Annotated in this window: 5 protein-coding genes; all 5 read right to left on the reverse strand. The window is 38.6% G+C overall.

The features are described from left to right. Positions 1 to 701: 701 nt before the first annotated feature. The 5 genes from MKY52_RS28390 to MKY52_RS28410 all read right to left on the reverse strand — a co-directional run bounded on the left by MKY52_RS28390 (position 702) and on the right by MKY52_RS28410 (position 16,699). Positions 702 to 1,226 carry a putative immunity protein gene (locus MKY52_RS28390; RefSeq protein ID WP_341055142.1) on the reverse strand — a complete coding sequence of 175 codons (525 nt, stop codon included), beginning with the start codon at positions 1,224 to 1,226 and terminating at the stop codon, positions 702 to 704. Positions 1,227 to 1,241: 15 nt separating this feature from the next. Beyond that, positions 1,242 to 3,119 carry an asparagine synthase (glutamine-hydrolyzing) gene (gene asnB / locus MKY52_RS28395; protein ID WP_341055673.1) on the reverse strand — a complete coding sequence of 626 codons (1,878 nt, stop codon included), beginning with the start codon at positions 3,117 to 3,119 and terminating at the stop codon, positions 1,242 to 1,244. A gap of 185 nt (positions 3,120 to 3,304) precedes the next feature. Beyond that, the gene (locus MKY52_RS28400) at positions 3,305 to 11,878 is read right to left on the reverse strand and encodes a hypothetical protein (protein ID WP_341055145.1); all 8,574 of its coding nucleotides are present in this window, start codon (positions 11,876 to 11,878) and stop codon (positions 3,305 to 3,307) included. A gap of 10 nt (positions 11,879 to 11,888) precedes the next feature. Next, positions 11,889 to 15,377 (reverse strand): hypothetical protein, encoded by a 3,489-nt coding sequence (locus MKY52_RS28405; RefSeq protein WP_341055147.1) that lies wholly within the window; start codon positions 15,375 to 15,377, stop codon positions 11,889 to 11,891. Between the two features lie 143 nt (positions 15,378 to 15,520). Further along, positions 15,521 to 16,699 carry a hypothetical protein gene (locus MKY52_RS28410; protein ID WP_341055148.1) on the reverse strand — a complete coding sequence of 393 codons (1,179 nt, stop codon included), beginning with the start codon at positions 16,697 to 16,699 and terminating at the stop codon, positions 15,521 to 15,523. Between the last annotated feature and the right edge of the window lie 102 nt (positions 16,700 to 16,801).

Genomic DNA, 16,801 nt, shown 5'->3' on the forward strand with positions numbered 1-16,801 from the left:
AAAGTATAAACTTTAAGATGTATTATGAGAATACAATCAACACAAGAATCACTGAATATCAATGCCCCAATCATAGCTTAAGAAAAAAGAAAGCTATTTCAAAAATGAAATCCTATGTACTAGCACGGATATCCATTGATTATCCAAAAAATTATGAACTGATTAATTACGTAAATTCTTATATAAAGAAGCATGATTATTGAAAACTGCTCCAGTTGAGTTGTTTTTTTATGGCCAGAATAGGGGCTTTGTCGGCAAAGGGACTAAGTTCTTGTCCTACAAGGGACTATGTTTTTGTCCGCCGACATTTGTACAACATCCTAGATGTAAACAGGGCTTATTCCAACTCATAGACATATGTACAAAATACGGGTTTTGTGAGGAAGTAGTAAATAAATTAATGGAGCAAGCCAATTTAAACCAAACTAATGCTAATTAGCTGTCCATAATTGATATCTATACAATATTCAAAATTGTTCATAATAGCTTCCCTTTCATGAACAATTGAATCTCTTTTTAGATATTGATTTGTCTCTAACGAATATTAAACTTTATAGTGTATCAGAATCTCGGATTAAACTCTGTGTGTTATGTTTATTGTTGATTGTTCTTTTCGTACCTCTTAAATAAAAAAGCTAATTATTACCATTAATTAACTTATATCAGTATCTTCATACACGTTCAGTCTTATAGCTTCAATTTTAAAACATTTCTTTAGCTATCCTTAATTGTCTTTCCCGTTCTTTAGTGGCAGCCTCAGCCACCGAGGAATTATTGGATATGTTTACCATTTTAACAGCATAGTCACTGCTTACCATAGCGTGTCCTCTCATATGTCCAGTTGCAATAGCTTGTGCAAAAGAACGAGCAGCATACTTACTTGCTTCGCTTGTGGACTCTTTCGCTAATTCATTGACTATGAATCCAACTTTTCTTAAGTCAAAGGCTCTGATACCACCAGATATACGTTTTTCTAGCGTTTCTATCCCTAAATCAATTCGCGGGTCATTTATAAGATGTTGATCCAGATGATCCAGGTGTTCAACAGCAACGCTCAAAGCCCATTTGGCCAGGAACTTCTGCGGTAATTTTTCAAGTGTCTCTTCAAGTTGATTTCTTAATTCAATATTGTCTACAATCTTTATCTTAGGACTACTGTAAGTAAATTCGTTAGTTGATTTTATTTGCTGCTCATGTTTATTCCAAGCATATTCCCCAATGTTCAAACGATCTCTCCCCCATTACAGCACAGCACTCTTTAATTGTTTCAGATCTTCTTTCATAAAAAGCGTGTACCACACTGAAAAAATGTAAATTAGCCAGATTCTACGCGAATAATCACCTTTATTACTCCGATGCTGGATAAACATTTCTTCGATGATATTCATATTGAATATTTCTTCAATACCACTATAGCGTATTTGCTCAAACATTATATCTGAAATCGGGGTCTTAAGCCAATCACGAATCGGTACGGGAAATCCTAATTTCGGGCGATTCACAATAGCATCAGGAACAATTCCTTCCATAGCTTTACGCAAAGCGAGTTTTGTTGTATTTTTGCCAATTCGATTGGAGACTGGAATTTTACTAGCCGTTTCAAAAACCTCTTTATCTAAAAATGGGACTCTTAATTCCAATGAATGTGCCATAGACAGCTTATCTGCTTTTGACAAAATATCGCCAGGCAACCAAAAATTCATATCAATAAACTGCATTCTTGTCGTAGGATCTAGGTGCACTGTCTTATCATAAAAAGGCTTAACGATATCCGTCGGATGTAAAAAGCTATTTTGAGCGTGTACCGACTCATGGAGCAAGTTCATTTTTCCGCTTTTGTTAAAGATATTAGCATTACCGAAAAAGCGTTCCTCTAAAGGTGTCAGCCCCCGAAGTAAATAGTTTTTTCCATAAAAATGATATGGATATATAGACAATGATTTTCGTAACGAATCCTTTATGAAATTGGGCATCCATGAAATGGGTCTTAACGCATCTGGCTCTTTATAGATTCGGTATCCTCCAAATAATTCATCAGCGCCTTCCCCGGATAGGACAACCGTGACATAATCTTTTGCAAGCTGATTTAGATGATAAAGAGCGATGGCGGAAGGATCCGCGACAGGCTCATCTAGATGCCATACTGTTTTCGGAATACTATCAAAAAAGTCTTCTGTAGATAAAATGTGAAAATAATGATCCGTTCCCAGTTTAGCTGCCGTTTGATTTGCAATGATGGTTTCATTGTTTACCCCTTCAAATCCAATCGAAAAGGTCTTTGTGGATTCTTCTGCTTTCATCATTGCAGCTATAGCTGTGGAGTCAATTCCACTGGACAAAAAACACCCTCTATTCACATCACTTTGTAAATGAAGGTTTACAGACTCTTTCAATTTCCACTGAATTTCCTCCGCATAGTCTGCTAAAGATCGTTTTACCGGATGAAAATGGGGTTCCCAATATTTCTCGATCTTCATTTCACCTTCAGCGTTAACAAATACTCGCTCTGCAGGTCCTAATTTATGAATATGTTCAAACATCGTATCGGGTTGCGGCACATACTGAAAAGTTAAGTAGCTAAATAAACTTTGATACTGAAGCTTTCTTGGTACTCCGTGAACTGCAAGAATGCTTTTAATTTCCGAAGCAAATAAAAGGTTATTCTCATCTTTGTAATAATAAAAAGGCTTGATGCCAAAATGATCTCTGGCAGCAAAAAGCGTCTGTTCCTTAACATCCCAAATCGCAAAACTAAACATTCCTCGTAAATGATGGACACAGTCCTTACCGTATTCCTCATATAAATGCACAATGACTTCTGTATCTGATTGCGTTTGAAAGTGATGTCCCTTTAACTTAAGCTGATCTCGTAGTGTTTTATAATTATAGATTTCACCATTAAAAACAATCCAAAGGGAACGATCTTCATTCGTCATCGGTTGATTTCCATCACGTAAATCTATAACGGATAACCTACGAAAACCGAGCCCAATTTGAGAATCGAGCCATACGCCTTCATGATTAGGACCTCGGTGATTCATTGCACCTGTCATTTGTTTTAAGGTTTCCTCTTGCGGGGGTTGTCCATTACATTTTAAGATTCCTGCTATTCCGCACATGCTATTGTAGTCCTTCCTATAGTAAAGATTAGGATATAGAGTGCCCACAATTGCGTTGATCAATCATCTTTTTTTCTAAACGATTTACTTTTTTATAATAAATAAAAAAAGAAAAGCCTGAATGAACAAGCTTTTCTCGAAGTAGTTATGTTGGTTCTTTTGCAAGGCTATTCTCAATCCTTATCTTATTCATGTGTAATATCCTTACGATCTAACACCAAATTTCTAAGACGAACCAAAGGAGCTTTAGCATCATCTACACTTGTGTATAGTGTAAGTTCAAATTGGTAAACCCCGTCCTTAAACGGTTCAACTTGATTATACCAATCCCGAATGTTGCCTCCCAATATTTTGATAAAATCATCATCAACAGGTAGTTGATAATCTGAAGGTAAAATCAATGATATAGGTAATGTACCAAATCTCAAGTTACCAATTAGTTTTTGTTGGTACCGTGGTTTTACCTTAATAATTGATTTGTCTATCTTCGAGCCTGTATTCATTTCTCCATACAAACTTGTAAATAATGCAGTAAGATGTTCATCCAATGAACGTCTTACTAATTGCCCTCCTGCTGCTCCTATAGCTGCTATATGGATTGTTGGGTATATATCCAATTGAGGTGTTAATTTCATTGGGAATCGAATGACAGGTGTTCTATATACAAAATTCTCATTCGTTGTTCTTCCTGGAACGAGTTCCGCATTCCGAATCACCATTAATCCAGCCCATGCATCTTGTAAATAAGCTAAATGTAAATCATCAAATTGGATAATCCGTTTCGTCTTTTCCATTCCGTCCGTCCAACTTAAATACTTCATCCCTCCACCTGGGTTATCTAATCGATACACATAACTATTGTCGGCGATTTTCTCCAGAGTACAGCCTTCAATTTGCAGCTTAGGAGCTAGATCTTTAAGCTCCACTGGTACAGATACAGGACTGAGAATCATGTTGAGAAGCTGTTTTTCACCGTTGTAATCGCATTGTGCTTGTAGAATTCTAAAGCGATATTCGGTATCAGAAATTACGCTCATCGCCCTTCTGTTTCCATGTTCATACCATTCTTTCCAAGAAGATGCTACTGGAATTGCTAATGTCATGAAAGAAGATACGATCTTCAGCAAAAGCTCCTCATCAATATTATCTTGTTTTAGAACCTCTTCCATTTTTTTATATACTTGTACACATCGAGTGAGTTTATCATAAAAGTCTTCTACCTTCATAAACGCAGCATTAGATTTCTGATTAAACATCACTTGGCATTCCAGAATATCTTGTGAAGCATATTCTCTTTCAAACTCAAATCCATATCTCCATTTCACGGCTGTTTGCACCGTAGTTTCCTCAGATGTAGTGTTTAGACCCTGAAGCATTGAAACTCCTTCATGTCTAATCATTTTAGGTTCATCCGGATAAAAACGAAGTGGTATCGGAACTGTTACACCTTGAGCTATTTCAACTTGCTCCAGAGGGTGAATAAAACTTAGCCAGGAGGAAGCCTTATAACCATCAATATTTGGAAGGCTTCCTATTTCGTGCTCTATATGTTGGATTTCATAAGCCAAATCAACCGTTACACTGGATTGACATTCAGCGCACTTCGCATCGAATGTAAAACTAAGAGCACTATCCCCTTTCTCTAGTAGTACTTTAGAATTCGAGGTTTGATAAGCTGATTCAGTTCCACCCTGCTCCTCATTTCGTAGAGGTTTGGTATTTTTTTGAACCTTAATGCCCCCATACAATTGTGGAAGCTGTGCCTGAGAGTCGGTACATGGACTCCAAGGAACGGAAACTGGAAACGAGACAATGGTCTCAATGTCATAGGCATTAGTTAACTTTATCAGCAAATGCTGTTTAAGTTTCTCGGCAGCATCGGCTTTTAACTTTTCCATTGGAACATTAATTCGCTCACTCTCAGTAGGTTCTAGTATGGGGTCAAGTGTTTCCGGTATGATCTTAGCTAATTGTTCCTTTAGACTAAGTATACTTCTATACATAGGTGGATCTTTCTCATACACTTTGCATCCCATGGAAGCTGACAATAGATTTTCTATTGCACTTAAATACAATCTTGCCCAATTATCCATATCAATCGGTCCGATTAATTGATTCCTATATATCCCCAATGTTCCAGTAGCCCCATCAAACTCAGGGATGCTAACAAGCCGGGAAATCTTACTTTTGGACATTAACTTTGGCGCAAAAAATATCGGATAAGCACCGACCGTATATCGCAGTCCTTTCTTGTCCCCACAAGTGGCATCTGGATCATGATCTGTAATTCCAGGTTTTGCAACTCGGACAGCCCATAGTTTATCAGCATCTGTTCCTGTACTGCCGAACCTAGTTCTTCCCATGGCCACTTTCAGATCATAAGCATCCATATTGAATACCATCTCAAAGTTTCTTGCGAATTTCTTCAGAGAACGCATCTTAGGATCAGAGTCCACTAAATTGTTTTCTTTGATCATCGGTCGAATTTCCGAAACAGCGGCTCGAACAGTGTCTTCGTCTTTGAAGTTTATATCCACTAAATCAATCGGACGCTCTATAAACAAGAGTACTTTTAATTCATAAATATCCAATGGATTCGTATCTTCGATGAGCCAATCGAGTGACTTCCTAATTTCACTTTTCCCATCACAGTCGAGAGGATTTAACAGGTTATTTAAGTAGATACAGCAATCGGTGATAAAAGCTTTTAATTCGTCAGTTTGAACGGTGTCAAATAAATGATCTGCATACTCATCAAGACTGGTTTGCACTTTGTACGAAACTAAAGGATTACCAGTCTCGTCACACTGGCATAGCTGATAATAAATTTTTGTGTAAATTAGCATGTCTGCTTCCAACCGCTTAAGATAGACCCCGTACTCTTCATTTGGCTGTTGTTTATATAACTCAAAATTCAACAGAAGTTCGATATGCAATCTCCGCTTCATCTCTTTTACACTAAATGTGTAAGAAGTCGTTATACCAGGCCACTGTTCAATAGCTAATAAACGATCAGTAAATCCAATTGGGATTTGAATGAAATTTGGGAATTGTTTCATCACCAGTTGGTTTCCAAAGTAATCATGCCAAAAGAAATCGATTTGAACCGTTTTTCCTATTCCGGAATAGGGATTCAAGTCAAACTCCGGCACACAATAGTTATTCGGAACCGTAGGCATACAATTCAGTGGATTATATTTCGCATAAGGGAAGATAGGAACTACGTTCTCATACTTCCCCTCATCATCATTTAAACTGTGAATAGCAACTGGTAGTCCATCAATGCTCTGACAAAAATCCGAATTCCCTCGAATACGATATCCTAGTAGTCGATAAATCTGTTCCAAATAATTCTCGATAGTATCGTTATCTGCTACCTCATCCCTGAGGACTGAGAAACCTACATGCCCCACAGGCATCGTGTTAACCTTTTCTTGAATGGGCCATGAAACGTCAAGGAGATCACCGACCAGAAAGAGGTTCTTTAGATTCCTGTTTTCCCATAGTAAAGATTCCAGAGATACATCATAACTCTCAGATATAGACAGAAGGGTTTCACTTCGGGCAACAGAATGAACAAACCCACCGGATTTCGGAATAGTAAGCTCAATCGTATTAAGTAGCTGATTTTGAAGAAGACGTCCCGTATCCATGAAAGGTAAGCTTAGGCGAGAAGAAATCCTCATTAGTGTATCATCGTTATTAGCGATCGTTGCTCTATTCTTGGTCAGACTCATATAGAGTGGTGCTGACTGTCCAGACATGGTTATTAAGCAATTTGAATAGGTATCCAAGGTTGTTGAGTTTACTTCGTTCAACAGGATCAGACGGATTTGACCTATGCCCTGTTCATTAAAGATCTCTTCGGGAAGTGTATTCCCATTATTCTCATAATGGAGATAGAAGCCTCCAGAACGAACGATACTACACTCCCATGCCCATAGAATACTTTCATACGTATTCTGAAAAGATAAACCATTCATCGGATTGGTTTCTGTAGAAAGGTTGCTTTTCACAACGGTAGGTATACCTTCACCTAGAGTCCATTCACCACTTTTCGTTGAATAACTCACCTGTATTTCTGGATCCCCTTGATTGGAAGTCAGCCATCTTTCTAAAAGAGTTGTACCGGCTTCATCCGTACCTACTAGTTCAAACAGTGCTCCATCTAGCTTGACTCCAGTAACACTATCCCTTTCCGGCAGCTTCTTCAGCGATACATTAATCATAACACCTGACCGATAATCAATGGCGCCGTCCCCGTTACCATCCTGGTTCACTTGAGCATACAAAGATGAATTTATTGGGCTTTGTTTCGCTATAAGTCCTAGCAGGCTGTTGGGGAAACTCCATAGCTGCAAATTACCTACTGTTGTAGGGGAAACAAGTGTATACCACTTTGTAACTTGCTTCATGGTAGGCAATATCCCAATACCAGACATTGTTTTGATGCCATTGTTCGCTTCGATTGTCAACTCTTGGATGTTTGCGATATCCTCTCGTAGGAGGCTCACACAGATTTCATTAGTCTCAATATTAGACGAATCGTAGAGACGAACCCAGGTTTGGTTTGAGGATATCTTAATACCGTAATCGTTACAATCAGGCACCTGAGTAAAGATTGGTAAAAGAAACTGTTGACCCGTCAGTTGGTAAAGAGACATGGTGGAGACCGGAGGATTGCCTGTACATACCATTGAAACATTATTTTCAAATCCGTCTAGTTTGGGTGGCCGCATACCGCTTAACAATGAATGGCTCGCCATTGCTGAAATATCAGAGCTTTTAGACTCCAACTCGGTTTTTATAGCATCCCATTCTAAACTGTTATCACCCTTAAATAGATCCATTGTTGCTTGAAGTCCTTGTTTAGCGAGTGAAACAAAGAAATCTTCGAACAAGACTTTAGATGCTGATTTTTGACTTGTAGTCCATGAATAGCTGCGTTTTGATATCGATTGACCAAGTTCCGATAAATAACGTGCTCGGACTTGTGAGAAATGTAATCTAAGATTATCAAGATATACTGGTGTTAACTCGTTGTATAAGCTAAAGTCTACATCTACGGGCGAAGTCCCGTTATAATAGGGAACTCGCATCGAAAGGGCTGGAACCATTGGGAACACAGAAATATCGCTCAAATCACTGCCAGGTTGATGGATTTGGATCGCACCTTCATCAGTGAAAAAATATTGAACTAAATGATCATAATCCATCGGAGTCCCGTTTGTTTCATCCCTGAACCAACAAAGTGCATCACTAACAACTTGCTTAGTGATAATAGGGTTACTTTGGTCCAGATCCCCTTGACCAAAGGCTTGTAATACCCATAAGAAAAGTGATTCTAACAAGCCTTTAAATTCATCTTTCTTTATATAAAGCATTGCAACGTAATGAGCATTAACTGAATCCGTCTCTTTCGGTTGATCTACTGTAAGCTGAGGAACAAAATACGTCTTGATCTTAATTCTGCGATTTATCGGAAGCTGTTTCCAAACGGGTGCTTTACACTCATTTGTAATGTATGGTGCAATTAGGCTCTCACCCTCTATTATCCACGGTGCCTTACTCCCTCCTCCAAGATCAACCGATTCATTCACATCTGTATGAAAAGAGCTATAGGCTGTGATTTTCACACCACAAATTTTAATACGATACTTAATGGATACATCCACAGTCGCTATTAGTTCGAGAACCAGGTTCTTGTAAGCAGCGATCAGAGTACGAATGACCAGGTTAACAGCTATGTTAAGATCAGCCATCACAAAACCAAAATCCACACTTCCATAGATTCGTCCAATGACACCAAGCATTGCATCTAATGAAAAATAACGTTCCTCCTTATTTGCGTTATCGGGATGAAATGTTGCGAGAACACCCTCAAAGACGCCAACCGCACTCACATTAAATCCTGCCTTTAGAACTCCTTTATTGAAGTCCTTACCCACTCCAAGAGCCATACCTAAACCAAAAGCTAAGACTTGTCCAAAATGGCCATTCGTTGCTATTGGAACATACTCTGAAGCATCCGATTTCAATCGAGCCAAATAAAACCCACCGGCACCTGAATAATATGGGGGAGCTTGAATGGTGAAAGATCTTGAAAAATCGAGATCCCGAGGAAAACCTACGTCAATCTCAAAATCACCATTCGTGTAAATTTTGATGCCAAATATCGGAATGATTATCGTAAACGGTGGGGTTTGAATATATCGCATGGAATCTGGAAGTGTTAGTTCAGCTGAGTAAACCCCCTTGGATTCTGAAAGCTTAGTGTACATAACCTCCAACTCAAGACCGTCGAACAGCTTCGCCAATTCACCCTTTAATGCAATCTTTAACCCATATAACTTGGGATCATTAAAAACAAGCTGCATATTGAGGAAATAATCCCCTGTGTTGTATTGTAACAAATTAAACTCCGTACCCATCAGCCACTGGCTAGCCGCATCATAAGGTAATTCAGCTGATCCGGCTCCATTTTGAAAGGCACATTTCATCGCGTTGACCGCATCACCCACGGAATCAAACTTAGTTTGATTCATGGTGTATCTTTGCGCTAGTCCTAGCCACTCAAGGTCAAACGTTGTTGAAAAATCGGGGAACAATTTAATGTTAGGCTGCTCTTTTGGGTCACTAAGATCCCATTCAAGGTCGGACTGGTTAGTTGTAATAGTAACAAATACGTGATCTAAGTTATCTTTGTTAACGTTAAGTTTTTTCAAATCTAACCCCAAAATACTTATGTTCAAATCTGTCTCTAAAGTAACCTTTTCAGCAGGTCCTAAATCAAAAAGAACGGAAGCTGGCCCCACCTTATCTAAGAGCTGGTCTAAGGGTTCAGGCAGATGGAAGTAAGGTCTCCCTGTTAACTTCATCATAGCTGTCAGTAGGAATCTTATGTTATTACCTGTAAAAGCAAAACGCATATATTCTTGATCTGGTGAGTAATCAAATTTCATACCTTCCCATTGAACCTTATATATTGGAGCTCCACTTAGAATATAAGTTAGACACACTTGTGCCCCTATCCTTGGTATCTCCACTTCCGTTTCAATCGTATAAGTGTTATGGGTGGAGCCTCCCTCAATCTTTAATACGGCATCGATTTCTAGCTGTAAAAATCGTTCATTAATTTTCCATTTGAAATCAGCGTATATACTATACGAATCGTTATCTGCATTATCAGTGATTTGATATTCAAAGGTTATACTGTCAGCAATTACATCTGAGAATGGCCATGAAGGCACCAAATCACTCATCTTGACCTCTTTCAAAGTCATCCCCTTCAATAACCAACCCACTGAATTCGGCTGAGCTTCCACATCAAAGCTCAATGGTCCAATCACTACTTTCCCTCGAAACACGTAATGATATCTTATCTGGTTAATATAACTGAATTTGTGCCATTCGAAGGTAGGATCTTGAATTTGAAAATTCAAGAGATTGAGGTCACTCTTCCCAATAAGTATAACTTTATAGTCACCATTCAAAGCATTTGTAATGGTCAAATCCATTTGTTTGATTGGAAAGTGTAAGGTTCCAGGCAGGTTGATGACATTACCTTCAAATGTATTTAGAATATCGTTCACCTGAATCGTGTCATTTTCTGCATCAAAGATCCCGTGAAAAGAAAGATCTTCTTCTAATAAAAGAACGGCTTCCTTGAATCCACTTACTAATATGCGCCCTCGAACAATCAATTCCTGTTCACCCGGGTGGAGACAATCCCCAACCTTCCAATAAATCTCCGGGATCATAGAGAGATTCCCCACCTCCCATGCTTGGGTGGAAGCAACAGTTATCTCATGACAAATCATCTGATGATTAGTTCCATTTAGAGTTACTTTATAATCTAACAGCGTCATTTCAACAAAAAAAGATAGCATTTTAGAGGGAATTCCTTTAAACCAATTTCGTCCTTCCATGAGCGCAAATACTTGAGGAGGAGTGATTAATTCCCTAACATCTCCTAAGCTTAGTTGGTAGTTACCGTCTGTGAGCTGCTCCAACCGTACCTTAATTAGTGACCCATTCGGAACGCGTAGTTCAGCTACCAAAAAAGCTTTGATTCGTACATCATTAATTGATAATCCTAATCCCGGATTCAATACATTTAAAAAATCTGGCATGTTCGTCATAACGCCAGAAAGTTGTTGTATCCATTCCCAGTGTGGCAACTCTTTACGTAATAAGCCTTGAACATCAAGAGGAGTATAGAACAAATAAAGCTTCGAATCTGGAAGGTAGGCTTTATAGGATTGAAATAGCTTATCCTTAACTGAAAAATCGCACACTAAATTTTGCCCTTTTTTCAAATAAGGAATAAACTGGCCTCCTTCAACTGGATAATCAGTCAAATCCGTAGTTGTAAAGAAGAACGTAATGCCATTCATCTCTAACAAGTCCAGCGGTGATGGTGGAAGTCCTGGAAAGCTATCGCGTAGTTTCCATTTCGAACCGAATTCTGCTGCAAGAACAATTTTCAATTCTGTTCCATCCCAGATAAATTCAACAGCTATACGTGTGGTCTTTTTTAATACTTGCATAGAGCCTTTGAGCTTCAGATGAGTTGCAGTTGCATCATCAATTACGGGATTAGTTATGACCAAGACATCGTCAGTTGCGACTCCAAACGAATTCACCAATAATTGTCTCAACGTCACAAGATCAGTAGGAGATATCAAATTAGCTTCAGCCACTGCTTGATACAATGATTTCTGCTCCATTAATTTCTGGCTTAAAATAAAAATACTCATGGTACCCTCCTTAACAAATTGGATTAGTGGAATCTTTTATATAATTCGCATACCAGCCAAGCCCGTTGGTTTGATCGGCTGTAGCTCCAGGGGGAGGCTGTAGGCCAAAATTCATCGTACCTCCAGGTGGAAATTTGAAATCCAAAAATTGTAAGCCTACATTATTAAATTGCATCGAGTATGATGTTGTACCGCTACTTGGATCTGCTGTTAACACGATATCACCGATACCCATTTTAATAACTCCCTGTAAATTAAAGAGCTTGCCCTGTTCTCCCCCTCCGGGTAATTGCAATCCAAGAAAGAAGTTATATTTCGGACGTTCAATATTCACGGGAGCATTTGATTTGGTCCACGCCAACAACACACGAGTAGTGAAAAGTGTATCCGCTGCAAGCATACCCGCATTCCCCAGATCCAGCTCAAACTCAAAGCCTGACCAAGGTCCTTTAATATCAAGAGGCTGTGGTACAGAAATTGCAGTGTTAACGAGGATAAGTGGGATATAACCCAATTCTGAGGGCAATTTTCCAGAAGAAGCGAACGATACAAACCTTTTAAATTTTAAAGGCAATCCAAAGATCAAACTTTCCTTACGTGGTTGTACTTGTTCAGGGGTTATCAGGATATCTGAAGTATCCATCCAGATACTATCCCGTTTCATTGTGGATTCATCAAAGACAAGGCGGATCAGCTGTTTCGAGAATGGAAGTCCGGATTTCTTCGATTTGCTTGCATCCTCCACACTTAAACTGCCATACGAGAAAGCATCAAGTCCTTTAATGTTCTGAAAATCCATAAATCCCATAAGATTAAACCTTGTTTCAAATTTGGGTCCATTTGCTATTTGTACAGTATCAATGCTGGCTCCAGAAATCTCCACATGATGGAATACACTACTCTCCAGCTGACATTTGTTTGATTTCGGGGTATTAAAGATGTAGAGATTGGTTTCACCGTGATTTTCTCTACGCCCTGTAAAGAAAATTGATGTTAAGCCTGATGATACAGTGAGTTGATCTCCCTGCGAAATTACTTCGTTTACCGATTCCTCAAATATATGTTTTACTGTCAACTGTACTTCGCTTGTAAAGTCTTGAATCTCTGAGTTAAAAAAAAGTGCACGTACAGATAAAACTTTAAAATCGAAATCATCTTCAGTGTATACAGGAATTGGGTTTCCAAAGTTGTTCACCTGTTCGTAAACTGGATCCATATAGTGAACTAAAGCGAATAAAGAGCTATCCTTTTCGAGAACGATCTTCCCATTCACTTCCTCAGGAATATTCACATTAATACCTATATGATGCGCGTGAAAGAGATCCTTCTCCATCCCGGCATTCAACACTTTCAAATCACTCGGCATTGCCTTTTGTTTAATGTCTACCTTTAAAGCTAATATCCCAGTCCAACTGGCTTGTTGAATTTTATGATTAAAAAGAGCATAGAAAGGGTCCTTTTGCGTTAAGGCATCCTCGAAATATTCGCGCAACCAAGCAGAAAGCGCGAATAATTCACCGTTATCAGATTTATTAAACGTATCCGCGTTAGTCCAATTTTGCGGTTTTTCTACTAAATCCTTAAGCGTTCCTTCACAAAATTTCAAAATTATTACATTCTGATAGTTGCCGTATTTATTGTCATCCTTTTTATTGTTGATATGGAACGGCCATTCCGAAATATCTATTTCATCCATAAATTGACCAACAAATGGATCCAGCGGATTAGTGATGACAAGAAATAACTGATTGGTTAAAAACGCACTTTTCAGTTGCGAACTTATCATTCCTAATTTCAGGTATTGAGTAGTCCCTGTGCCGTTAGCTATTTGTGCTAATAAAATACTCTCCCAATTATCATTTATATCTGCTTCAACCAGTAGACCTTGTGGAGTTGTCGTTTTTCGCAATTCACCCTCAATAGTAGGAAAAGTAATGACCGCATGATTTGATAGTCCTGTAATATTTCGTTTACGGACTGGATGAATAACCTGGTATTCATACTGAGTCGCTACCTCATCCTCAAAATCTGATATATCACTGTTCTTCATACCCACGTATGGAACAAGAGGATATAGATGCTCTGCAGTTAACAGGGAAGTTTTTTGTTGATCGTAAATTAATGGACTGGGTAAGTTTGGTGGTGTTAATCGTACTTCTGTTGTTTTAAATAAAACAGCATCTTCAGGTTGGGAGACGTAGATATTCTCTTGTGATTGATTATTTTGGACAGAAATCCATGAAGTTGTACGATGAGATTGTAACAGCTCCGGAATCGTCGCATCACCACTTGTGAACCTTTGTTCTTCAAGAGAAGGAACAGGAAATATCGGGGCTAACGCCGGTTGATAGGAAACAAAATTAAGTATGTGCCCGTTTCTGAAACCTATAGTTTCAGTGCCGGATAATCCACAGAGTAAATGTCGCACATCCTTAGTTCGCTCGCTTAGTTTCGCCATCTGAATTTGGAAAGGTCCACCTGGAGTCCAGTACGGTTCATAATCGTTATCCTCCAGTCTAAACTCAGAGCTAAAAACTATAGGTTTTAACATAATGGGATGTCCGAAATCGGAACGAAAAGGAGTCTTAAACAGATTAATGTTTATATCAGTACTTTCATCTGGTAATATTCCAAACCGGAAAGCTGTTGGAAGCTTTTCTTTGGCGAGTGGGAAAAGCGGATTTAAAACACACTGAAAGCGGTATGGTGTATCGGTATCTCTAGTTCCTGTTATTCCGAAATGCTGGCTTTTTGTTTTTTGTTTTCCGGCTTCGTCATAGAAAAAATGATAACGCAAACCTACAGGTAACTGGGTCACAGGTAACTCTGGAGATGGATAGAAATTTAATCCTTTATCATTTAATTTCGCTCGTGTATCAAACTTAAATGAACCTGACTCTTTGCCATGAAGTGCTAGGACTAAGTTTTGAATCCCTACTTGTATATAACTAATTTCTACAGAAGAATTAGTATTAGAAAGGAAATTAATTATCCCTTGATCTCCATACTGATTAAACAGAAATTGATTGCCTGCAGTCGGATGAACAGAGACCCTTTCGATAAATTCAAGCTTCAGGCTCGTGTTGTTAATAAATAATGGGTCGTTAAACTGTGATATTCCACTACCACCATTAACATGTGATACAAGATAGCAGTTTTTTATTACAGCCTCGCCTCTATCGCTACAGTCACACCAAAAAAAGTACCTAGACACAAACATTGGACTGTCACTCTCATAACAAGGACCTTGCTGATTGTTCATATGTTTCAATATGGAATCCAGAAAGGCATTATGGTCTGCAGGTTCCTTTTCGCAAAAAACGTAACTGCCTATGTTATATGACCAGGATTTTTCTAAAGTTATGGATTCGGGAGTTGTCCCTCGTGCAACAAAACCAACCCATAGTCCTTCCGCTCCATGATGTCTATATAATGAGCCAGTTGAGTTTGTGAATATCCGATCGAAAAAATCAATAAATTCATGATTAGGCTGAATCATATGAAGTCCCCCCTCGTTGAATATGTCTTAGCTCTAGTGTTTCATTATGAAATGATATTATTCATAAGAATTAGTGTGAAAATTAGAACATATAAAAAAACGTCGAATGATTCACTATATGAATCGTTCGACGTTTAATGTTACTATTCGCCAATAAGCTGCTTAACGATCTTCGCCCCCTGTTTGCGTAAGGCATCGTAATCGTATACTTCTTTAATTTCACCTAACTGGCTTTCAATAGTAGTTAGATCATTCATTTTAAAATAGTTACTCAAAATCTCGTACGGTGTCATTCCTGGTTTCTTCCCAGATACATCTTCTATCGCTTCTTTCCATGGTAAGTTTGCCTTATCCATCGTTAGCTCCAAAGCAGCCCCAGTTTCATAACGGATACTTCTTTCTAAGAAAGAAGGCGACTCCGCTTGTCCGTTAGCAATAAAATCATATGCTTGCATAAATGTCACATGGTAAGGCTCCTGCTTGGTGGCCAGCACCATTAAATTACCACCAGTTAACTTACTATAACGATATTCCAAATACCTTGCAGAACCTTCGATAGCCTCTGTCTTCGCCTCGCCAATTAATTGCGGCCATTTATAGTATCTGTAATTTCGTACAACTGTCCAATCATGTAAATACTGTTGAACGAGTTCAGGATTGCTTTCAGCCATTGCTTGATCCAACAGTTTGAATTCAATACCCATCAATGCGTAATTTTCTTCATTTATAGGATAGTTTTCGATATGCTCAGCACCATTGGCATCATACGTCCAGTCTTTTTGTTTGAAGATATGAAACCCTTCGTGCAATAAAAAAGAAGAAAAATCAAAATACAGCGCGGGATCGCTAAACATTTTGGGATAATACTTAAAATACATTGTTTCCATACCTTTCAGATTTAGCGTTCCAAAATTAGCTGGAAACCATGCTGAGAGGGTTGTCGGTGAAAAACGACTGATCCGATATACCTTCGGTAAGCCCATCGACTCAGGCAGACTGATTTCTTGAGCAAAAATCCCTTTCTTCATAGGCACATTCACGGCAAACCCTTCGCTACGAAACAGACCGCTATCCTTAGTCGTTCGTACCAGTAACAAGGGTTTGGAGTCAAATCGATAATCCTTATTCCAGAGCTGATCACTGGATTGCTCAAAATGGTTATACAACTCGGATAACTCTGTCAGCATCCGCCGATCGGTTTCAGACAAGGATTCAAACGTAGTACGGTAGGTCTTATTTAATAAAATCGATACCGTGCATATTCCAGCTATTGCTGCCAATATCGTTAATAGAATGTTTCTTTTTCTATTTCTTTTGCTCATGATTTACCTCGCTGTTTATCTCTTGTTATATGAGTAGTATGATATAAGCTAAAAAAAACGTCAAATGATTCACTATATGAATCGTTCGACGTTTTCTTATTC

Origin of the sequence: Paenibacillus sp. FSL P4-0184 (genome assembly GCF_038004625.1) — a bacterium.
GTDB lineage: Bacteria > Bacillota > Bacilli > Paenibacillales > Paenibacillaceae > Paenibacillus_AQ.

What these genes read in the sequence shown, in the direction of transcription:
- asnB (WP_341055673.1), bottom strand. Translation starts at nt 3,119, where the DNA reads ATGTGCGGAATAGCAGGAATCTTAAAATGTAATGGACAACCCCCGCAA.
- MKY52_RS28400 (WP_341055145.1), bottom strand. Translation starts at nt 11,878, where the DNA reads ATGAGTATTTTTATTTTAAGCCAGAAATTAATGGAGCAGAAATCATTG.
- MKY52_RS28405 (WP_341055147.1), bottom strand. Translation starts at nt 15,377, where the DNA reads ATGATTCAGCCTAATCATGAATTTATTGATTTTTTCGATCGGATATTC.
- MKY52_RS28410 (WP_341055148.1), bottom strand. Translation starts at nt 16,699, where the DNA reads ATGAGCAAAAGAAATAGAAAAAGAAACATTCTATTAACGATATTGGCA.